We start from the raw sequence: 22,656 nt of genomic DNA, 5'->3' as shown, positions 1-22,656 counted from the left end.
TTTTTTAATACTTTGGCTGCGTAATCAAGTAATTTGGAAGAACAAGATTTTATAAATGATTTAAAAGCTGGTAAGCAATTTGCCTATGCAAAGCTCATAGACCTATTTCAACAAAAGGTTTTTGCTACTTGCATTTCTTTTGTACCTAATAAAGAAGATGCAGAAGATATTGCTCAAGATGTGTTTTTAGAAGTTTTTAAATCTATTCATAAATTTAAAGGAAACTCTAAATTATCTACATGGATTTATAGAATAGCTACCAATAAAAGTTTAGAGTTTATTAGAAAAAAAAGTACCAAAAAACGATTTGCTTTTTTACAATCACTAACAGGAAATGATTTTGAAATAGACAAAACAAACTACTTTACAGAAATTAATCATCCTGGAATTGTTTTAGAACAAAAAGAAACCAGTGAAACCTTATTTTTAGCTATAAACCAGTTGCCAGAAGCACAAAGAATAGTATTTACATTGAATAAAATAGATGATAAAAGCTATAAGGAAATAAGTGAAATTACAAACAAAAGTATCAGTTCTATAGAGTCTCTTTTATTTAGAGCTAAAAAGAATTTACAAATTACTTTAGAGCACTTTTATAAAAATGAAAAATAAACGCAAGTTTTTAAAAATTTACGCATCTAAATAGATATGAAAGCAAATAATAATATTCAACAAAAAATAGAAAACACGTTTAAAGCTACAGAAGCTATTAAACAAGTTCCTGTTTCTCCATTTTTTAAAGATAAAACCATGCAGCATTTGTTTTCTCAAAAAGAAGAAGAAAAAGTAGTTTGGTCATGGTTTTCTCCAAAATTACAATTAGCAACTTTAGTTTGTTTGGTGCTATTAAATATTTTGGCTTTTACAAAATGGAAAGAAACAAAGTATGATGAAAATGTAAATCTGTTTGCAGAAACGTATGGTTTAACTACAAGTAGTTCTACATCTCTATTAAACTAGTAATTATGAAAAATAATAAAGTCTTATATATATTACTTCTTTTTTTAATTATTGTTAATGGTTTTTTCTTGTTTAATTACATGGCAAAATCTAACAATGATCCAGGTAGAAAAGACCCAATGAGTTTTTTAAAAAAAGAATTAAATTTTAATGAAGCTCAGTTAGAAAAATTAAAAGTTATAAATGCTACGCATCATCAAAACATGATGCGTACAAGTGATGAGATAAAAAATTTAAAAGATGCCTTGTTGACTAATATTTCTAACGAGTCTGTAAATAAAAACACCATAGATTCTATTGCAAGCTTAATAGGTGATAAGGAAACAAAGCTAGAAAAAGAAGTGTTCTATCACTTTAATAATATTCATAATTTATGCAATGCTAAACAAAAACAAAAGTTTAATAAAATTATAAAAGATGCAATGCATAAAGGAGTAGAAAGCGGAGGAAGACCTCGAGGAGCAGAAAGCCCAGAAGGTAATAGGCCACCTCCACCACCTCCAAATGGTTTTTAAAGCATTTATTTAAAAAAAAGCGTTTCATTATGAAACGCTTTTTTTTTGGCTTTTATTTAACAATATCCTGCACAAGTAATCTGCTTTACTGGCATCTAAAACTACATAACAATAAAATATTTAAATTATGAAAAGTAACACATTTAAAACAGTAGTATTCGTTTTTACATTAACAGTATGTATGACAAGCACAAGCTTTGCACAATCTCAAGATAGACAGCAAAGAACTCCTCCAACATTTAGTGAAATGTTAGAACAAATGGATGCCAATGAAGATGGTAAACTTGCTGAAGACGAAGTAAAAGGACCTTTAAAAGATGAGTTTTCTACCATTGACACAGATAAAGATGGTTATATCTCTGAAGAAGAAATGGAAAACGCTCCTAAGCCACAAAGAAGAGGAAGAAAATAATGGAATAACCCAAAATGTAATATACTATGAAAGAGGTTAAAAAGAAATTAGACATAATATTCGTAGCATTTTTATTCATTACAGCTATTAGCACGTTTAATGCGTGTAGTACAGATGATGATACTTCTGCTAGCGAAGAAGAAACACAAGAAACGGTAGATGATGCTGATTTTGTTGCAACCGATTGGACTACAGAAACCCATAGCAAAGATGTAGATCCTAATTTTGACGAGGTTTTTGAAGATAACGCAGTGAAAAGATTAGACATAGTTATTACAGAAGCACGTTGGCAAAGTATGCTAGAGGATATGACAGAAACCTATGGATCTTTTGGTTCTGGTGGTTCTGGAGCTTCTTTAGTAGATACAGACGAAAATCCAATTTTTGTGCCTGCAGAAGTGTTTTATAACGGATTAGAATGGTATCGTGTAGGTGTACGATTTAAAGGAAACTCTAGTTTGCAAACAAGTTGGCAAAACGGAATTTTAAAATTATCATTTAAACTAGATTTTGATGAGTTTGAAGATGATTATCCGCAAATTGACAACCAACGTTTCTATGGCTTTAAAAAATTAAGTCTTAAAAACAACTTTGATGATAAATCTATGCTTCGCGAAAAAGTGGCTACAGATGTTTTTAGAAATGCTGGATTAGTAGCTTCACATACCGCGTTTTATACACTTTATGTAGATCATGGTGATGGACCACAATACTTTGGTTTATATACCTTGGTAGAAGAAGTAGATGATACAGTTATAGATACCCAATTTTCTGATGATGATGGTAATTTATACAAACCAGATGGTGATGCAGCAAGTTTTGCTGCAGGAACCTATGATGAAGAGGAATATGTTAAGAAAACCAATGAGGATGAAGCCGATTTTTCTGATGTAGCTAGTCTGTTAGATGTGTTAAATGATGCTTCCAGAACAACAGACGCAAGTTCTTGGAGAACTAATTTAGATGCCGTTTTAGATACAGATGTATTTTTAAAATACTTAGCAGTAAATACAGTAATTCAAAATTGGGATACCTATGGCAGAATGACGCATAACTATTTTTTATACAATAATCCAGATACTAGTAAGCTAACATGGATTCCTTGGGATAATAATGAAGCACTGCAAACTGGTAAATTAGGTGGTTCACTAGCTCTAGACTTTTCGGGTTTAAACGATGCAGAATGGCCTCTAATTGGATATTTATATCAAGATGCTGTATATAAAAATCAATACGATAGCTATGTACAAGAAGTAATAGATAATACTTTTAATGAAAGCACCATGCAATCACAATACGCCACTTATGCTGCATTAATAGAACCTTATGCTACTTCAGAAATAGATGGTTATACCTTTTTAAATAGTAGTTCAGAGTTTCAAACTGCTGTAAATGAGTTAAACACACATGTAGCTTCTCGTGTTTCTGCAGTAAACAATTATTTAAACTAGATAAAGAAATAAAAATAAGTTTTTTGATTAGTTAATTCGTTAAAAGCTTCTTGAGGTAAAAATCTTGAAGCTTTTTTATTAATTATAATGTGTATATATCATGAGATTATTTAGAAAAATTAAAAAAAATCTAATCGCCTCAGGTAAAATAAAAAACTACCTGTTATATGCTTTAGGCGAAATTTTATTGATAGTTATAGGTATTTTAATTGCTTGGAAAATAAATAACAGCAATGAAATTAGAAAAAATAAAATTGTAGAATTAAAAATATACCAAAGCTTAAATGAAGAGTTAAATGCCAATTTAGTATTACTAGATTCTTCTGTAGTTAGGTATGCTCAAAATATACAAACCATACAAAATACCATTCAAAGCATACGCTCGCTACCAAAAGAGTTGTCAGATCAAGTAAAAGAAGGAATTATTAACGTAAACCATAAAGTTACAAAATTGCAAAGTGCTGCTATAAACTCGGTGAGCAGTACTAATAAATTCGAATTTATTGAAAGTGATTTGTTAAGAGATTTAATAGCTGCTTACCCAAATGAGCTAAATACTTTTGAAAATCAGGAAGCAAAAATTAGCAATATTGTTGTTAATCGGTTACAACCTGAAATTGAGTCGCATTTATCGTTAATTGATATTCTTTTAACTCGAGATCAAAGGCATAATAAAACAGAAACCTATTCTAAACAAGAAGACTATTATGCATTATTAAATAGTAAGGAGTATCAAAATGTGTTGATTGATCGATTGCTACAAACCGAGAATCAGCTCATAACTGCCAATAACTTGAGAGATAAAACACAAACCATTGCTTTTAAGCTAAATAAAGAATTAACAAATTAATACGTACAAACGTATTTACTATAAAAAAAGCACAAGTTTTTTGGTGTTACTGCATCTAAAGATAAAATACAATACACATGAAAAAGAAGAACCTAAAATCAATAATTTCCATTTTTTCTATGCTAATCTGTTTTAGCGTTTTTGCACAAGGACCTCCTGGTGGAGGCCAAGGTGGTAGAGGAGGAAAAGGTGGTCAAGAAAGAGAAAAACCAGATGCTTCAGAAATTTTATCCAAGTTAGATAGTAATAAAGATAATCGTATAGATAAAGAAGAAGCTGCCAAGGATCAAAGAGGTAAAATTGCTGAAGACTTTGAGGAAATAGATACCAATAGTGATGCATTTATTGACTTAGAAGAATTAGAAGATGCTTTAAATGATAGAAAAAAACCGAAAAAAATAGATCCTGAAAAATTAATAAAACAAATAGATGATGATGGAAATGGTATGCTAAATGAGTTGGAAGTTGCAGCAAAAGGAAAAAGAGATTTATCAGAAAAATTCAATGAAATAGATACTAATGAAGATGCCGAATTAGATATAGAAGAATTAAAAAGCTTCTTTGATGATAGTACAGACGACAACAAGTCAAAACGAAAAAAAAGAGATTAATTTAAAAAAAATACTAGAAATGAAAAACCTAAATACATTAAGCGTTGTCGTTATATTGGGTGCTTTTTTTGCATGTAAAAACACCAATAATATACATAGTCATGACGGATTACACAGCCATTCGCATGAGCACACTACAGATGCAAAAGAAACTGTAAATTACTTTGCAGATTATACCTTAGAAGATGAATCCTATGGTACAAAAACAAAAGTAACTATTGTTGGTGACCAACGTATTATGGTAACCAATTCTTTGCCTAATCATGAAACAGGAAGTTTTCCTAATTCAGGAAATCCAAATACTATTTCTGCGCAAAATAAAACCTATACTTTTCCGCTAAATCCTGTTTACACAGGAAAATCTAAATGGATGCGCGAACCAGGAATTGCTTTAAATGGTATTAAGTTTGAACCACAAACAGCAGAAGTTGTGGTTTGTGATACTGGTGAAAATTATCGTGTAGAAGCTATACAAAATGTTATAGATCTTGGTTTAGATTTTAATCATGCACACGTACAGCCAACAGGAGCATACCATTATCATGGTACACCAACTTCTATGATTGAAAAGTTTGATACTGGAAACGATTTGGTACATATAGGTTTTGCCCATGATGGTTTCCCTATGTATTATTCTAAAAGTGGTAAGTACAAACCAAGTTTTAAACTTTTAGATGGTAATAGAGAAGGTGAAGATTGTACTTATGATACGCCTAAAGAACATTTAGATATTGCTGTTGGTGGTCATCATGACGGAACTTTTGGTTCTGATTACGAATACGTAGAAGGTTATGGCGATTTAGATGCGTGTAATGGTATAGAAGTAGACGGACAATACATGTACCTTATAACTAATGAGTTTCCGTATGTTGGTAGATGTGTTATGGGTGAAGTTGCAGATGATAGCAACCAAAGAGGTCCACAAAACGGACCACAAGGGGGAGAAAGACCAAGTGTTTCCGAAATTTTAAAAAAATTAGATACCAATAAAGATGGTAAACTATCTATTAGTGAAACCAAAGGACCTTTAAAGAAAGATTTTGCTAAAATAGATACCAATAAGGATAATTTTTTAACAAAGGAAGAATTAAAAAATGGCTCTAACGCTAATGCACAGAGATCTTTAGGAGAACGACCACAACGAAAAGATCAGAATCGAAAAAAATAATTAAAAAAAATAGCGCAAGTATTTTGCAAGGAATGCATCTAAAAATAAAACCCTAAAAACATATATTATGAAAAACGTATTTAAACTTACCTTAGTAGCTATATTTTTAGCTTTTGGATTTGTGTCGTGCTCATCCGACGAGGAAAACATTGAAATTACAACAACTACAGAAGATGGAGAAGATGGAGAAGATGTTAATGATGTTGGTGATGACGAAAACACAGAAGCAGTAGCTCAATTACATCCAGCATTTGCCGCATTTTCAGATGCAGTAACCGTTACTTTATCAGATGATGGTACGCAAGTATATATTGAAACAACAGGTTATCCAGATCATACTTCTATTTATTGGGAAACAGACCATGCACTTTATGAAGACGAGTCTGTAAATGGTGTAGTAAAAACAACGCAAGACACATATATTGGTGGTGGTACTGGTGAAGCTGCAAGTTTTACTGTGGATGCTGTACCAAATTTAACAGGAGCATCAGAAGCTACACATTTAGATACTATTGGTATTGCTGTAAGTGGAGCTTCTATTTTTAATGACCAAGAAGGTGCGGGAGATTTAGACCAAGCTGCTGGAAGTTTAGATTATAATGGAGGTCATAAAGGTCCTGGTGTTTATCATTATCACTTAGAACCAAAATCGGTTTCTAATGATGATGATAATTTAGTAGGAATATTAGAAGATGGTGTGTTTATTTATGGAAGACAATGTAGCTCTACAGGTACTTATCCAACAGATTTAGATGCATCAGGAGGTCATACTTCTACTACACAATATACAGATGGAGAAGAAGAATACCATTATCATATCATTAATGAAGAATACAATGCTCCTTTATATGCTTATGATGAAGCAATTGTTCTTTTTGCAGGTCCATTTCAAGGATTCTAAAACAAATAAAGTATGAAACCAACTCTTTTTTTAATACTAATGGCCTTTTTTACCATAGGCTGTAAACAAACGTCTTCTAATAAAAGTACAGAAACGGTTGCTTTAAAAGAGCAAGCCAATACTATTGTTATAGATAGTTTTGAAGTATTAAAAAAAGAGTTAATTCTTAATGGAAATAAAGGAAAGTGGTATTATAAAGGAAAACCTTTTAATGGCTATTCTTTAAAATATTATCCAAATGGAATATTAGAAGAAAAATGGGGTTTTTATAACGGAAAAAGAGAAGGTGTTGCTAGACGTTGGACAAACAAAGGAAAGCTTCAAATAGAATCTTATTATAAAAACAATCGTTTACACGGAGTTTACAAAAGTTGGTGGGAAAATGGTGTTTTAGCAGGACAATCGCTTTATGAAAATGGTACGAAACAAGGCGAAGATAAAAAATGGTATCCAACAGGACAATTAGCTAAATTTAGAAACCTTGTGGATGGTAAAGAACAAGGACTTCAAAAAGCTTGGTTAGCCAATGGCAAGCTATATGTTAATTACGAAGCTAAAAATGGTCGCATTTTTGGTATGAGAAGAGCAAATTCATGTTATAGATTAGAAGATGAAGTTATTATTAAAAAGAAAAAAAAATAGAATCTTATTACTTGGTTTATTAGTACTTACTATAAGCTGTAAAAAACAAGTAAAAAAAGAAAATATAAAAGTAGTAGAAACTAGTAGAGTAGAATATTTGCCTTTTTATGAAGACGAATCTTTTACTCCGCATTGGTTAACACCTGGAAGTGATGAAGAAAAAAGTTTTCACAAAATACCAGATTTTAACCTAATAAATCAGTTAGGTGATACCATTACTCAAAATACGTTTCAAGATAAAATATATATAACCGATTTCTTTTATACAACCTGTCCTGGCATTTGTTTAAAAATGACCAATAATATGGTGAAAGTACAAGAAGCATTTAAAAATGATAATGACGTTGTAATGCTGTCTCATTCTGTAACTCCATCTATAGACTCTGTACCTGCTTTAAAAACCTACGCTAAAAATAATAATGTGATAGATAATAAATGGCATTTGGTTACAGGTGATAGAAATGAAATTTATACACTAGGTAGAGAGCATTATTTTGTAGAAAATGATTTAGGCGAAATAAAAAGTATGGATGATTTTCTTCACACCGAAAACTTTTTGTTAATAGATAAAAACAAGCATATTAGAGGAATTTACAATGGTTTAAATAGAGCTTCCATTGCGCAACTAATTACAGATGTAAAAGCATTGCAGTTAGAAAAGTAGTTTTAATGAATCTGATAGTAAAAGAGATAATTTTAATTCCATAATACAATTATAAATGAAATATAGACTTGAAATAGCATGTATTCTATTAGTTACAATAGGTTTTATAGCATGTTCCAGTGAGGATAATAGCACAACAATTGAAGAAACTACTTGGTATCAAGATTTAGATGGTGATGGTTTAGGTAATCCTAATGTCTTTATAATTTCAGATACCCAACCAGATGGTTATGTTTCAAATAATGAAGATACAGATGATGATGTAGTGGTTGTAGATTGTGTTTCAGACCAAACTTTAGATGATTCTAGAGGAGCATGTGATCAAACCTTAAGTTTTACAAATGATTATAATGAAACCATTTCAGGAAATAATAGAATAATTACCACCAATAGTATTCCAGACCATAGAGTTGGTTTATTTGGTATGGTACAAGGATCTTTAAATCCAAATGCTATTTCAGAACAAAATGGAAACTATACCATTACCATGGATCCTACAGAAGCTCCAAATATAACGCCTTTATTGGCTACAACAGGCTCAGGACCAAATGCAGGACCTCAATATTCTTTCGGTATTTTATTAAATGGTGTCGAGTTAGATCCTGTTGCAGCAGAACCTTTTCCGCATGAAGGTATTATGAGTCCTAATGTAAATTGGGAGTGGAATTTAGAAGCGCTAAATGTAAATCTTGGTGTAGATTGTAATAATGCGCATGTACAACCTACAGGAAAATACCATTATCATGGTTCGCCAACCTTGTTTTTAGAATCTTTAAATGTTCCAACCAATGCTATGACTTTAATTGGTTATGCTGCAGATGGTTTTCCTATTTATTATAAATATGCATATGCTGATGCTTATGACAATACTTCTGCTGTTATAGAAATGAGTTCTAGTTACCAGTTAAAAACAGGAGAAAGAGGAGGAGATGGAGTTACTGCTCCTTGTGATGTGTATAATGGTGTATATTCTAATGATTATGAATACATGGATGGATTAGGAACCTTAGATGCTCTTAATGGTAGATATGGTGTAACACCAGAATATCCAACAGGAACCTTTTATTATGTAATTACAGATGCGTTTCCTAGTATTCCTAGATACTTTAAAGGAACTCCTTCAAATGATTTTTCAATAGGTGCATAATCCATGAAAACTCCTAGTTTACTTATAGCTACTCTCTGCTTGTTCCTAAATTATGGTTTTGCGCATGATGCAAATAAAGCATTCTTTAAAATAGAACAAAAAGAGGATGTTGTTGTAGTAGAAGCGGAGTTTCCTTGGAGCATAAGATCTTCGCTATTAATAGCATTTCCTGATTTAGAGCTATCTAGAAAGCAAGAAGATTATGATGTTGCTTTATTTGATTATTTAAATAATCATTTAATAATCACTAATGGTTTAGAGCGTTTGCCTTTATTGTCTGTAAACAAAACGGTTTCACAAGGGCATTCGCACCAAGCTAATTATATACTTACTTTTAAAGGTGCTTCTTTTAATAAAATTACCAATAGTATAATGTGTAATTTAACAAGAGAGCAAACCAATTACCACGAGCTGTTATTACAAACTAAAAGTGTAGAATATATAACTACCAATACTGCCACTAGCTTTGAAATACACTTAGAGGAAAAAAATAATAAAAAAGCGCTTTCCTTTTATTATTTAGTAGGTATTATCGCTCTTTTACTAGGCTTTGTATGGTTTTATTTTACCAGAAAAAAAGCTAGTATGCATACTTCCGCATCATGAAAACAGATTTACTTTATCAGAATTCTTTTAAAGCCTAAGTAATTTTTATCTTAGAGCAATTAAAATGATAGGATAGATGTCTAAAAAATTATTCTCTAAGTTTTTTGCAATTTTGCTTTTAAGCTCTTGTGCAACTTATAAGGCGCAGTATAAAAATAGTACAAGCGTAAATACTTTTCCTGATAAGGAAATAGAACATTCTTTCTATTTAATTGGTGATGGAGGAAACTCGCCTTTAGGAGAATCTTCAAAAACAATTCAAGCTTTTAAATCAGAATTAGCTAAAGCATCTAAAAACAGTACAGCTATTTTTCTTGGTGATAATATTTATCCTAAAGGTTTACCTAATAAAGAAAGTGAAGACAGAGCCTTTGCAGAACACCAACTAAATACACAAACCCAAGCTACTGTAGATTTTAAAGGAAACACCATCTTTATTCCTGGAAATCACGATTGGTATAGTAACGGACTTAAAGGATTAAAACGTCAAGAAAAATATATTGAGAGTATATTAGGTAAAGACACTTTTTTACCAGAAAACGGTTGTCCTATTGATAAAATTCATGTTTCAGATGATGTAGAATTAATAATTATTGATACACAATGGTTTGTAACCAACTGGAATAATCATCCTACTATTAATGACGATTGCGAAATTAAAACCAGAGAACTTTTTTTTAATGAATACAGCAGTTTAATAAAAAAAGCAAGAGGTAAAACTACTATTGTAGCATTACACCATCCTATATATACCAATGGTTTACATGGAGGACAATATCATTTTAAAAGTCATTTGTCTCCAGCTCCAGTTTTAGGAACACTTAAAAATCTATTGCGCGTTACAACAGGAGTTTCTAATGCAGATATTCAAAATAAACGCTATAACGAACTAAGAAAAAGGCTAATAACCATTTCACAAGAAAATAGTAAAGTGGTTTTTGTTTCTGGTCACGAGCATAACTTACAATATTTAGTGCAAGACAATTTACGTCAAATTGTAAGTGGATCTGGGTCTAAAGTAACACCTACTAGAAATGTTGGAGGCGGACAATTTTCATACGGAACGCCAGGATATGCTAGGTTAGATGTCTTTAAAGATGGTTCTTCGTATGTGCGTTTTTATTCGGTTGAAGATAATAAATTGGTGTTTGAAACCGAAGTATTAAAACCAGATACCAATACAATAGATACCAAGTTTCCAGAAACTTTTCCGAAAGAAAAATCAGCTTCCATCTATTCTCAAGAAGAAACCGATAAATCTGCTTTTACTAAATTTTTATGGGGAAAAAGATACAGAGATACCTATAGTACAAAAGTTACAGTACCAACCGTAAATTTAGATACGCTTTTTGGTGGAGTCACGATAGGAAGAAGAGGAGGAGGAACACAGTCTAAATCACTGCGTCTTATTACCAAAGATGGCAAAAAACAATACGTCATGCGTGCTATGCGTAAACAAGGTACACAGTATTTGCAAGCTGCTTTTTTTAAAGACCAATATCTAGACGGAAAATTTGATGATACTGCTGCTGAAGATTTAATACTAGATGTATTTACAGGTTCACATCCTTATGCACTTTTTACGGTTGCCGATTTATCTGATGCTGTTGGTGTTTACCATTTAAACCCAAAACTATATTATATACCAAAGCAAAATGCTTTAGGAGATTATAATGAACAGTTTGGTGATGAGTTGTATATGATTGAAGAACATGCCTCTGATGGTCATGGAGATTTAGCAAGCTTCGGGTTTTCTAATAAGGTTTTAAGTACTGCAGATGTTATGGATAAGCTGCATAAAGACGAAGACTTAGTCATGGATGAAGCTGCTTATATTCGTGCTCGTTTATTTGATATGCTAATTGGTGATTGGGACAGACATCAAGACCAATGGCGTTGGTTAGAGTTTAAAGAAAACGGAAAAAAAGTATATAGACCTTTACCTAGAGATAGAGATCAGGTTTTTTCTATAATGTCTGATGGTGTAATGCTTACTTCTGCTGTTGCCATTATACCAACAGCTAGGTTATTGAGAAAATATGACGACGATTTAGTAGATGTAAAAGGGGTTAATGTAGAACCTTATCCTTTAGATATGGAGTTTATTATGCAGTCTAATAAAGAGGTTTGGAATGCACAAGTAAAAACCATTCAAGAAGGAATTACAGACCAGGTGATTGATAAAGCCTTTTTAAATTTTCCAGAAGAGGTTAGAGGAGAAGTAACAGATAAAATTAAAGCCACACTAAAAGCACGTCGTGCAAACCTTCAAAAAATTGCAGATAGATATTACAATCTAGTAAATAAATATGCTGTGATTAAAGGTACAAATAAAGACGATTGGTTTGATGTAGAGCGTTTGCCTAACGGAAAAACAAAAGTTACAGCTTACAGAATTAAAGGTGGAGAAAAAGCAGATATTTTTCATGAACGTACTTATAATAATACAGAAACTAATGAAATCTGGATTTATGGTTTAGATGATGACGATACGTTTCATGTATTTGGAAATAATACCAATAACCAAATGCGAGTACGTTTAATAGGAGGACAAAACCACGATGTTTATAATATTGAGCAAGGAAAAAAAGTGACTTTTTACGATTATAAATCTAAAGAAAGCACAATAGTAAACAAAAATGGACATCAAAAGTTTACAGATGATTATGAAACGAATGTGTATGATTATAAAAAGCTAAAAAATAATATAAACCAATTAGTACCAACTATTGGTTCTAATCCTGATGATGGTTTAAAAATAGGAATTGCTAATACCTATACGGTTTATGGTTTTGAACGCAATCCTTTTACTTCGCAACATACAATTTCTGCTGCCTATTATTTTGCAACCAATGGTTTTGAAATCGATTATAAAGGAGAATTTGCTAACGTATTTAAAGGGTTAAACTTTGGTTTAGATGCTAGTTTTAATAGTCCTAATTATGCCATTAACTTTTTTGATTATGGTAATTCTACTCCAAATCTTGAAACAGATGATGTGGTGGATATGGATTATAATCGTGTAAAAATAAGAAGCTTTTCTGTTAAACCATCTTTAATATGGCGAGGACAGTTAGGAGGTTATTTTAAAGCAGGTGTTTTATTTGAAAACAATGAAGTAGAAAGAACAACCGGAAGATTTATTAATACATTTATAGGTGATGGCAACGAAGTAAGTGATGCTTTTTATGGTGCAGATGCAACCTATTCTTTTCAAAATAAAGACAATAAAGCCTTTCCTACCTTAGGAATGCAATTTGGTTTACAAGTTGGTTTTAAAAACAATATAGATTCTAATAAAGGGTTTGGTTATATTATTCCAGAATTAGGTTTTGATTATAAATTAATACCAAGTGGTGCGTTAGTTTTAGCTACAAACTTTAGTGGACACTTTAATTTAGGAGATAATTTTGAGTTTTACCAAGCAGCAACTTTAGGAGCAAATACAGGGTTGCGTGGTTATAGAAACGAACGTTTTACAGGTAAAAGTGCATTTGTACAGAGTACAGATTTGCGTCTTAATTTTTTAAGCCTTAAAACAAATATAATACCAATAAGTCTTGGTGTTTATGGTGGTGCAGATTACGGACGTATTTGGGTAGATAATGATTTGGTTGCTAATGCTAGTTATAATAAAGATCAATGGAATACCTCATTTGGAGGAGGTCTTTTTGTTACTATGGTAGATATGTTTACTGCAAATGTATCTGCTTTTAATAGCGAGGATGGAATGCGTGTTGCTTTTAAATTAGGCTTTGGATTCTAAAAAAGTTACTCCTTTCTCCTATAATACATACAGATGCTACAGTTAATTGTAGCATCTTATTATGCCTATAATTTTATTTAATAAAAAAACACGTAATTGGTTTGGTGATACAGAAGTAATTCAATTTCTTGCATCATTAAATTTTGATTAAAAATGGATAACTTAATAGCCTTCTCAATAGCAGTGTTTACGGCATTTTTTGCTATTACAAACCCTATTTCAAACATGTCGGTTTTCTTGTCATTAACAGATGGTGCAGACAAAAAAACAAAACGAGATATTAATAAACGAGCAAATATAATTGCCTTTGTAATTGTTACGGTTTTTGTATTGCTGGGAAAATATATATTTAAACTATTTAATATTAGTATTCCTGCTTTTAAAATAACAGGTGGTATTCTTATATTTTTTATTGGTTTTGAAATGTTACAGTCTAAAAAATCAAACGTAAAAAATATTAAGAATGTTCATATTGATGAAAACATTGCAGTTTCACCACTAGCTATTCCTATTTTAGCAGGACCAGGAACCATTGTAACAGCAATGAATTTTGTGTCTAATGCAGAAGCTATACATATATTTTTGGTAATCGGTATATTTGGTTTAATGAGTTTATTAACCTTCTTTACGTTTAGATTAAGTGATCTAGTAGTTAAAATAGTTGGGTATAACGTGATCTCTGTAATTGGTAAAATCATGGGATTAATCATTGCCATTATTGGTACAGGTATGATTATTCAAGGAATTAAAATTTCTTTTAACCTAATAGCGCAATAACTAGATTGTATTAAAATATATAACATAACGTGTATATTTTAAGGTATAGATAAAAGCAAAAACCACAAAACAAGATTTATGGATAATGAATCTTGTTTTGTGGTTTTTTTATTGTTTTTACTACTAAAATTATAGTTTGCTATATGCTTATCAAATAATTTTTCTGAAACATTTTATCATAAATATCTTTGCTAAACATATATAGTTGAGCAGGTTTTTTTGAAACGCCTACTTGTTTTTCATCTAAAGCAATGATGTATTTTTTGTTTATTAATTTTCGTCTAAAATTTCTATTATCTATTTCAATTCCTAAAATAGATTCATATAAATCTTGTACGTCATTTATAGTAAACTTATCTGGAAGCAGTTTAAATATAATAGGTTTTGATAAACACTTTACCTTTAAATCTTCATAGGCCTCTAGTATTATTTGTTCATGATCAAAACCAACTTCTGGTAAATTGTTAACCGGAAACCATTTAGCCTTATTCTTATTGTTCTTTAAATTAACATCTTCGGTTTTTAATAAAAAATAATAGGCTATTGTTGTAGTTCTTAAATGGAAGGCTTCGTTTTTAATCCAAATAATATCTTTAGGATTCATTAAACGATCTGGATCACCAAAAGCTTTAAATTGCTTTTTATATTGATTTGTTAATCCTGTTAGCTCTTTTAAAACTCTAGTTGCAGTATCATCTAAGGTTTCATTTTTATATACGTGATATCCTGTTAAAACATAATCATTAACTAGAACTTCTTTTTTGTCTTCAGACTCTAAAAAACGATTAATTAATAAAACATTTAAAGACTTGGTATTTATATCATATCCAAAAACGACACAATCTACAGATATATTTAATATTTTTTCAGGCTCCATAAGTTAAAAGATTACAAAAATAGGTTTTTGGTTTGTTTGCTACTAATATATACAAAATTTAATAAACGTCATTTTTACATTATTAAAAATATCGTCCGTAATTGTAAAATCAGCAATTTAAGGGTCAATATAGTATACATAAAAGTTAAAATACTATATTTTTTTAGGGAAAAATTAGGATTTATATATTTAATTGTAATACATTTGAAAAACAAACGTAAAAATGACGTTTCTAATTGAAGCGAAATATTTAAAAAAAATACCATGAATAGACTTATAGATTTTTTTTTAAACACTATCTTAATAGAATACGACAATAAAAATTCAAAAAGAATTCTATTAGTAATAGGTGCAATGTTTTTTACTTTCAATATCGTTGAAGCGCAAGAGGAAGTTGTTGCAGATGAAATGGAGGATGCTTTTCAACCAATAAGTATTGGAGGTCATTTAAAAAATATGCACACATGGCATGGTTTTGTTGTTCATCCTGGTGCTGTACTTGCAACAAACATAGAGTATAACTCTAAAAATAAGAAATTTACATTTGGTTTTTGGGGAGGTGCTAGCTTTTCTACAGTAGATGTAAAAAATATAAATACAGGAGAAAATGAAAGTGCATACTATAAAGAGGTTTCTATTTATACCAAATATCGTTTTTCTGATAAATTCTTTATAGAAGCAGTTTCACATAACAATTATACAGGAGTAGAAGAAAGAGGAGATAAATTAGAATATTGGAGTTATGATAAAACCCAAGGATACAATTTTGTAGATTTTAATTTTGGTTATAACCTGACACCAAATACCTTATTATACTTTGCAACTATTATTGGTGGTGGTTCTGGAGATTATGAAGTACAAGACAATGGAGATTTAAAAAACTCATGGACTCATTATTTTGAAGTTTCTAGTAAAGTTTGGAAAAATCAAAATGCTAGTTTATCCTTATTTGCAGGTGGAGCTTGGTCTTTTATTACAGATAAAACTTTTTATACAGAAGGAGCAGGAAATATAATAAATGTAGGTGCTACGTATAATAAACAATTTTCGGTTTTTAAACATAATATACCAGTAGATGTAACCCTTATGTGGAATCCTGAGCAAGAAAAAACAGTAATACAACTAGATGTTACTTTATTTTAAATAATCTATTAACCAACATTTAGTACTCTCAATAATTTTAAGATTATGAAAACAAAAACTTTTAAAAACAATCTAAAAAAATACTTGTTTCCTATACTAGTTCTTTTATTGATTTTTAATCTTACTAGTTGTGCCGAACAACTTAATAATTCTGATGCTTCTACTAATAGTAGTGAGGAGTTTGATGGTGCAATTGAAAGTGAAATAGATCTTACAGGTAAAAAAATCGGATATTGCTCTCCAACACTAAATGCTCCTTATTACCAAGCGCTATGGCAGAGTATAAAAACAACTACAGAAAATAATGGCATGCAATTTTTGTCTGCAGATGGGCAAGATGATATTACAAAACAAATTGCAGCTGTTGAAGATTTAATTACAAAAGGTGTAGATGCTTTACTACTAAACCCTAAAGATCCTGATGCTTTAGTTGGTGTTACTAAAATAGCTAAAGCGGCAGGTATTCCAGTGTTTATTATTGATAGTTCTATAAATCCTAAAGCAGATTATATAACCACCATTCAAGCTAACAACCTAGCTAATGGAGCATTAGCAGGAGAGTGGTTGGCTAAAAAATTTGGTAAAAAGCAAATGAATATAGCCTTATTAAGTGGTAATGCAGGAAATCCTGTAGGTCGTACACGTAAACAAGGTTTATTACAAGGTATAACAGAAGAACAATTACGTACACAAGGGAAAATTAACTTAAACGTAAAAACACAAGCATATACAGAGTGGTCTTATGCTGGTGGTTTAAAAGCTATGGAAGACATTCTAGTAGCACATCCAGATATTAATGTAGTGATTACAGAATCTGATGTTTGTGTGTTAGGTGCTATTAAAGCCATTGCGCAAGCAGGTAAAACAGATGATATATTAATAGTAGCAGGAGCTGACGGACAAAAAGAAGCTATTAAATATATTATGGAAACCGATTTTTATGGTTGTACAGCAATGAATAGTCCTGTGCAAATAGGAAAAAATGCGGTGAAATATGCTGTTGAGTATATGAATGGAAAAAGAGATTTTGATAAAAAATCATACACAGCACCTTTGTTAATTACCAAAGAAAATGCTGCCGAATATTACAACCCAAACGCTATTTTTTAATAATTAAATATTTGATATGAAAAGTTCAGAAAATGAATATCGTCTTGAAATGACAGGAATATCAAAAAGTTTTGGTGTTGTTTCGGTACTTAAAAATGTAAATCTTAAAGTAAAACCTGCAGAAATTCATGCCTTGTTAGGCGAGAATGGTGCAGGAAAATCTACCTTAATTAAAATACTTAGTGGTGTACATCAAAAAGATACTGGTAAAGTAGTTTTAGATGGACAAGAGATTAAACCAAAAAACACGCATGAAGGACAAATTTTAGGTATAAACGTAGTATATCAAGAACTGTCTTTAGTCAATGATTTATCGGTTGCAGAAAATATTTATCTGCATAAATTAGGTGCTAATAAAACCTGGATGAATTGGAAAGGTTTAATTAAAGATGCACAAGAATTATTAGATTCTTTAGGGTTTAAAATAAATGCATCTGCCAAAGTAAAAAACTTAAGTATTGTACAAAAACAAGTGGTTGAAATTGCAAAAGCAATATCTGAAGACACCAAAGTTTTAGTGTTAGATGAGCCTACTACTGTTTTTGATCCTAAAGACGTTAAAAAGCTTTTTAATATTCTTTTTAAACTAAAAGAAAAAGGTATTTCAATCATATACATATCACATCACTTAGATGAAGTTTTTGAAATAGCAGATACTGTTACTGTACTTAGAGATGGTGTAGATACTGGTAGTATGGCTATTGCAGACACCAATAAAGATGGCGTAATTCATTTAATGATTGGTCGTGAGCTAAAAGACTTATATCCAGCAAGAACTATTGAAATAGGAGAAACGCCTATTTTTGAAGTCAAAAATTTAACCGCTAAAAATAACATGGTTCATGATGTGTCTTTTCATGTAAAACCTGGTGAAGTTTTAGGTATTGCAGGTTTAGGTGGAAGCGGAAGAACAGAAACAGCAAAACTTATTTTTGGTGCAGATAAAAAGAAATCTGGTACTTTAATTTTAGAAGGTAAAGAGATAAAAACCAACTCTCCTGTAGATGCTGCTGGTCATCAAATTGGTTTTGTGTCTGAAGATAGAAAAGAAGAAGGTGTCTTTTTACCATTGTCTATAAGACGTAATATTAGCGTTACAAGTTTCGATTCTATTTCTAGTAAACTTGGTTTTATAAATATAGAAAACGAATACAAAAAGGTTTTAGGACTTATTGAAAAACTAAACATTAAAACACCCAGCTCTGAGGTAGATGTAAAAAACCTAAGTGGTGGAAATCAACAAAAAGTAGCCTTAGCAAAATGGCTAAGTATTGATAGTAAAGTCATTTTTATTGATGAACCAACACGTGGAGTAGATGTAGGTGCAAAAATAGAAATCTATAAACTAATTAATGAGGTGGCAAAAAAAGGTGTTGGTGTTGTTGTTATTTCTTCAGATATGCCAGAAATAATGGGTATTTCAGATCGTATTCTTGTTATGCATGAAGGTACGTTTTATGGCGAATTACAAAAAGAACAATTTTCAGAAGAAAACATTTTACGTTACTCCATAGGAGAACCTTTAAAACAATATAATTAAACTAATAAACATTCACGTTATGGCTTTAACATTAAAAGAACAGCTAAGTACTCCTGGAGGTATTCTCAAGTTTTTAGTAAAGTATAATACTATATTCATTTTTATATTATTGGTGATTTTTTCAGCACTAATTTCTGATGTGTTTTTTACTTCAGTTAACCTTTCTAACTTATTAAAACAAGTTTCAGGTATTGGTATTATTAGTATTGGTATGCTTATAGTAATTTTAACTGGTGGTATTGATTTATCGGTTGGTTCTATGGTAGCATTACTAGCTGTTACCTTTGCTATTTTAATAAATATTTTCATTTTACCTGTCGCTATCTTATTTACAATTCTTATTGGTTTTGGTTTAGGAAGCATTTCAGGATATCTCGTCGCATATCAAAAAATGGCACCTTTTGTTGCCACATTAGCCTTAATGACTATTGCTAGAGGTTTAAGTTTTATCTACTCTAAAGGTTCTCCTATTACGTTTACAACAGTTGGTGGTAAGTACATGTCAGACTTTGCAAATAATGCAACTCTAGGTATTCCTAATATTGCCATTGTGTTTTTTGTCATTGTTATTATGGCAATGGTAATGTTGCGTTATAATGTTTTTGGTAGATTAATAATAGCCATAGGTAGTAATGAAGAGGCTTCTCGCTTATCCGGAATTAAAGTAAATAAATACAAATTTTTAGTGTATGCTATATCTGGTGCTTTGGCAGCAACAGCAGCTATTATTGTTGCTTCAAGAACCAATTTAGGTTCTCCTAATATGGGAATGGCTTGGGAGCTTGATGCAATTGCAGCAGTGGTAATTGGTGGCGCAAGTTTAAATGGAGGAAAAGGAACAGCTATAAATACATTAATGGGTGTACTTATTTTAGGTTTAATAGGAAACATTTTAAACCTACTAAATGTACCATCGTATCCACAACAAGTAGTAAAAGGAGCAATTATCATTTTTGCGGTTTTATTACAAAGATTTGAAAGCAAATAAATACATATTCTGTAATGGAAAATTTAAAATTAAATAATAAAAATCTTTCGCAAATAGCAGAAAGAGTTGCAACACCAAAGTATGATAGATCTGCAATTAAAACAGGAATTGTACATGTTGGTATTGGCGGATTTCATAGAGCGCATGAAGCGTTTTACACCAATCAATTATTACAAGATGGTACTGTAAAAGATTTGGGAATTTGTGGTGTTGCCTTATTAGATTTCGACACTAAAATCTATAATACTTTAAAAGAACAAGACGGTTTATATACCTTAATTGTTAAAGAATTAGATGGTACACATACTACACAAGTTATTGGTTCTATTGTTGAATGTTTATTTGCGCCAGAAAATCCAATAAAAGTCATTGAAAAAATGGCTAGTCCAGAGGTTAAAATCATCACATTAACTATTACAGAAGGTGGTTATAACTATAATGAAGCAACTAAAGAGTTTGATTTTACCAATCCGTTAATTATTCATGATTTAGAGTATCCTCAAGCACCAAAAACTATTTTTGGCTATCTAACACAAGCTTTAAAATTAAGAAAAGAACAAGGTTTAAAAGGAATAACCATTCAGTCTTGTGATAATATTCAAGGTAATGGACACATGATGCAAAAAATGCTTCTAAGTTATGTGGCTAAAGCGGAACCATCTTTAGTTACTTGGATGGAAACAAATGTATCTTTTCCAAATGCTATGGTAGATAGAATAACTCCTGTAACTTCAGCAGAAGATATAGCAAACCTAAAAGAAAACACAGGTATTGATGATGCTTGGCCAGTAGTTTGTGAGCCTTTTAAACAATGGGTTATTGAAGATAATTTTATTGCTGGAAGACCTGCTTGGGAAACCGTTGGAGCGCAGTTTGTACCTAACGTAGAACCTTATGAAAAAATGAAACTAAGCTTACTTAATGCAGGACATTCTGTAATAGGTTTACTAGGTGCATTAATGGGTTATAATACTATTGACGAAGCAGTACACAACACAAATATTAGAACCTTCCTAAATAACTATATGCATATAGAAGTTACTCCAACATTAGGAGATTTAGAAGGTATTAATCTTAACGATTATAAGCAATCGCTGTTAGAGCGTTTCGGAAACATAAATATCAAAGATCAAATTGATCGTATTTGTTCGGAAACTTCGGCTAAATATCCAATTTTCATCTTACCAACCATTAATTCACAATTAAAAGCAAATGGTTCTATAAAACTAGCTGCATTTGTTACTGCTGCTTGGGCAATATATAGTTTAGGTAAAGATGAAAAAGGAAAAGAACTAAACATTAAAGATGCTTTAAAACAAGAATTACACAAACAAGCAATAACAGCTACACAAACACCTTCTTCTTTTTTAGAAATTGACGCTGTTTTTGGAGATCTTAAAACAGAAAAAACCTTTGTAGAGGCATATACTACAGCTTATAACGATATAGTAAATAGAGGAGTAGAGGCTTGTATTAAAGAGTATAATAGCAATACAATTAAACCCAATTAAAATGAAAAATATAGTTTGTTTTGGCGAAGTTTTATGGGATGTTTTTACAACACATAAAAAAATAGGTGGTGCTCCTTTAAATGTTGCTTTGCGATTACAATCGTTAAACAATAAAGTGTCTATTATTAGTCGTATAGGTGAAGATGAAGATGGTGAAAAAATTAAAGATTATATCTTAGAGCATGGTATAGATATAGAAAACTTACAAGTAGACCAAAAACTAAAAACAGGTCAAGTGCAAGTAGTATTGAATGAAAAAGGTGCTGCTACTTATAATATAAAACTTCCTCGTGCTTGGGATAATATTAAATTAAACGAAAGCAACAAGAAAGTCACAGAAAATGCCGATGCTTTTATTTACGGAAGCTTAGCAGCAAGAAATAGTATTACAAGAATTACACTATATGAACTTTTAAAAATTGCGAAATATAAAATTTTTGATGTAAACCTTAGAGCTCCTTATTATACTATTGATGTTTTAAATATTTTAATGCAAGAAGCCGATTTTATAAAATTTAATGATGAAGAAATTATTGAAATTGGTATGGCATTACACTCTAAAACTAACGATTTAGAAAAAAACATTAGCTTTATAGCTTCACATACTAACACAAAAACTATTTGTGTAACCAAAGGTGCTGATGGTGCTATTTTATACTTTAATAACACCTTTTATTATAACAATGGTTATCCAATTCAAGTAGTAGATACTGTTGGTGCTGGAGATTCTTTTTTAGCTACTTTAATTAGTAAATTATTAAATAAAGACAATCCGCAAGAAGCCATTGATTATGCTTGTGCAGTTGGTGCATTAGTAGCAGGTAGTGAAGGCGCAAACCCAAAAATTAAAGAAGAAGATATTAATACATTTATTTCCCCTAGTTAGATTATTGATTAAATTGGATTAATAGTAGTTTAAAGCTTTATGAATTTTCATAAAGCTTTTTGCGTTTTTAATATTAACATTAAAAGAATATTATTATTTTAATAAAATAAATAGGTTTTGTTTTACTTATT

Annotated in this window: 22 protein-coding genes; 21 read left to right on the top strand and 1 reads right to left on the bottom strand. The window is 30.9% G+C overall.

Features of this window, described 5'->3' with window-relative positions; translation table 11 throughout:
- The first annotated feature begins 33 nt into the window (after positions 1 to 33).
- The 15 genes from ACFSSB_RS04185 to ACFSSB_RS04115 all read left to right on the top strand — a co-directional run bounded on the left by ACFSSB_RS04185 (position 34) and on the right by ACFSSB_RS04115 (position 14,470).
- Positions 34 to 612 (top strand): RNA polymerase sigma factor, encoded by a 579-nt coding sequence (locus tag ACFSSB_RS04185; protein WP_379901287.1) that lies wholly within the window; start codon positions 34 to 36, stop codon positions 610 to 612.
- Between the two features lie 36 nt (positions 613 to 648).
- Positions 649 to 960, top strand: a complete 312-nt coding sequence (locus ACFSSB_RS04180; RefSeq protein ID WP_379901285.1) for a hypothetical protein — start codon at positions 649 to 651, stop codon at positions 958 to 960.
- A 5-nt stretch (positions 961 to 965) separates the two neighbouring features.
- Positions 966 to 1,475: a Spy/CpxP family protein refolding chaperone gene (locus ACFSSB_RS04175; RefSeq protein WP_379901283.1), complete on the top strand. Its 510-nt coding sequence runs from the start codon at positions 966 to 968 to the stop codon at positions 1,473 to 1,475.
- A 127-nt stretch (positions 1,476 to 1,602) separates the two neighbouring features.
- Complete coding sequence (locus ACFSSB_RS04170; RefSeq protein ID WP_379901281.1) at positions 1,603 to 1,887, top strand: EF-hand domain-containing protein; 285 nt, start codon at positions 1,603 to 1,605, stop codon at positions 1,885 to 1,887.
- 26 nt (positions 1,888 to 1,913) lie between these two features.
- Positions 1,914 to 3,338, top strand: coding sequence for a CotH kinase family protein (locus ACFSSB_RS04165; protein ID WP_379901279.1), 1,425 nt, complete (start codon positions 1,914 to 1,916; stop codon positions 3,336 to 3,338).
- A gap of 100 nt (positions 3,339 to 3,438) precedes the next feature.
- Positions 3,439 to 4,188: a hypothetical protein gene (locus ACFSSB_RS04160; RefSeq protein ID WP_379901277.1), complete on the top strand. Its 750-nt coding sequence runs from the start codon at positions 3,439 to 3,441 to the stop codon at positions 4,186 to 4,188.
- 77 nt (positions 4,189 to 4,265) lie between these two features.
- Positions 4,266 to 4,799, top strand: coding sequence for an EF-hand domain-containing protein (locus ACFSSB_RS04155; protein WP_379901275.1), 534 nt, complete (start codon positions 4,266 to 4,268; stop codon positions 4,797 to 4,799).
- A 19-nt stretch (positions 4,800 to 4,818) separates the two neighbouring features.
- The gene (locus tag ACFSSB_RS04150; protein ID WP_379901273.1) at positions 4,819 to 5,967 is read left to right on the top strand and encodes a YHYH protein; all 1,149 of its coding nucleotides are present in this window, start codon (positions 4,819 to 4,821) and stop codon (positions 5,965 to 5,967) included.
- Positions 5,968 to 6,034: 67 nt separating this feature from the next.
- A complete protein-coding gene (locus ACFSSB_RS04145) occupies positions 6,035 to 6,868 on the top strand; it encodes a YHYH protein (RefSeq protein WP_379901271.1) in 834 nt (277 codons plus the stop codon).
- 12 nt (positions 6,869 to 6,880) lie between these two features.
- On the top strand, positions 6,881 to 7,510 hold the full coding sequence (locus ACFSSB_RS04140; protein ID WP_379901269.1) for a toxin-antitoxin system YwqK family antitoxin: 630 nt from the start codon (positions 6,881 to 6,883) through the stop codon (positions 7,508 to 7,510).
- The gene (locus ACFSSB_RS04135; RefSeq protein WP_379901267.1) at positions 7,479 to 8,174 is read left to right on the top strand and encodes an SCO family protein; all 696 of its coding nucleotides are present in this window, start codon (positions 7,479 to 7,481) and stop codon (positions 8,172 to 8,174) included. Before ACFSSB_RS04140 ends, ACFSSB_RS04135 begins: the two co-directional genes overlap by 32 nt.
- 55 nt (positions 8,175 to 8,229) lie before the next feature.
- On the top strand, positions 8,230 to 9,321 hold the full coding sequence (locus ACFSSB_RS04130) for a YHYH protein (protein ID WP_379901265.1): 1,092 nt from the start codon (positions 8,230 to 8,232) through the stop codon (positions 9,319 to 9,321).
- A gap of 3 nt (positions 9,322 to 9,324) precedes the next feature.
- On the top strand, positions 9,325 to 9,927 hold the full coding sequence (locus ACFSSB_RS04125) for a hypothetical protein (protein WP_379901263.1): 603 nt from the start codon (positions 9,325 to 9,327) through the stop codon (positions 9,925 to 9,927).
- 76 nt (positions 9,928 to 10,003) lie between these two features.
- Positions 10,004 to 13,693, top strand: coding sequence for a metallophosphoesterase (locus ACFSSB_RS04120; protein ID WP_379901261.1), 3,690 nt, complete (start codon positions 10,004 to 10,006; stop codon positions 13,691 to 13,693).
- A gap of 153 nt (positions 13,694 to 13,846) precedes the next feature.
- Positions 13,847 to 14,470 carry a MarC family protein gene (locus ACFSSB_RS04115; RefSeq protein WP_379901259.1) on the top strand — a complete coding sequence of 208 codons (624 nt, stop codon included), beginning with the start codon at positions 13,847 to 13,849 and terminating at the stop codon, positions 14,468 to 14,470.
- Between the two features lie 139 nt (positions 14,471 to 14,609).
- Here ACFSSB_RS04115 and ACFSSB_RS04110 read toward each other — a convergent pair whose 3' ends face one another.
- Entirely contained in the window at positions 14,610 to 15,347 is a 738-nt protein-coding gene (locus tag ACFSSB_RS04110) for an NUDIX hydrolase (RefSeq protein WP_379901257.1), read from the bottom strand.
- Between the two features lie 264 nt (positions 15,348 to 15,611).
- Between ACFSSB_RS04110 and ACFSSB_RS04105 the strand changes: the two genes are divergently transcribed.
- Genes ACFSSB_RS04105 through ACFSSB_RS04080 form a run of 6 tightly spaced genes read left to right on the top strand, consistent with a single transcriptional unit; the run spans position 15,612 to position 22,525 of the window.
- On the top strand, positions 15,612 to 16,490 hold the full coding sequence (locus tag ACFSSB_RS04105) for a hypothetical protein (protein WP_379901255.1): 879 nt from the start codon (positions 15,612 to 15,614) through the stop codon (positions 16,488 to 16,490).
- A gap of 45 nt (positions 16,491 to 16,535) precedes the next feature.
- Positions 16,536 to 17,600, top strand: a complete 1,065-nt coding sequence (locus tag ACFSSB_RS04100) for a substrate-binding domain-containing protein (protein WP_379901253.1) — start codon at positions 16,536 to 16,538, stop codon at positions 17,598 to 17,600.
- 16 nt (positions 17,601 to 17,616) lie between these two features.
- Positions 17,617 to 19,140 carry a sugar ABC transporter ATP-binding protein gene (locus ACFSSB_RS04095; RefSeq protein WP_379901251.1) on the top strand — a complete coding sequence of 508 codons (1,524 nt, stop codon included), beginning with the start codon at positions 17,617 to 17,619 and terminating at the stop codon, positions 19,138 to 19,140.
- Positions 19,141 to 19,159: 19 nt separating this feature from the next.
- Positions 19,160 to 20,128 (top strand): ABC transporter permease, encoded by a 969-nt coding sequence (locus ACFSSB_RS04090; protein ID WP_379901249.1) that lies wholly within the window; start codon positions 19,160 to 19,162, stop codon positions 20,126 to 20,128.
- A 14-nt stretch (positions 20,129 to 20,142) separates the two neighbouring features.
- Positions 20,143 to 21,639, top strand: a complete 1,497-nt coding sequence (locus ACFSSB_RS04085) for a mannitol dehydrogenase family protein (protein WP_379901247.1) — start codon at positions 20,143 to 20,145, stop codon at positions 21,637 to 21,639.
- Position 21,640: 1 nt separating this feature from the next.
- Positions 21,641 to 22,525, top strand: a complete 885-nt coding sequence (locus ACFSSB_RS04080; RefSeq protein ID WP_379901245.1) for a carbohydrate kinase family protein — start codon at positions 21,641 to 21,643, stop codon at positions 22,523 to 22,525.
- Positions 22,526 to 22,656: the final 131 nt, after the last annotated feature.

Source organism: Lacinutrix gracilariae (assembly GCF_042684485.1).
Lineage (GTDB): Bacteria > Bacteroidota > Bacteroidia > Flavobacteriales > Flavobacteriaceae > Oceanihabitans > Oceanihabitans gracilariae.
Note: the sequence above shows the minus strand (reverse complement) of the source record. Positions and strands in the feature narration are given on the sequence as shown.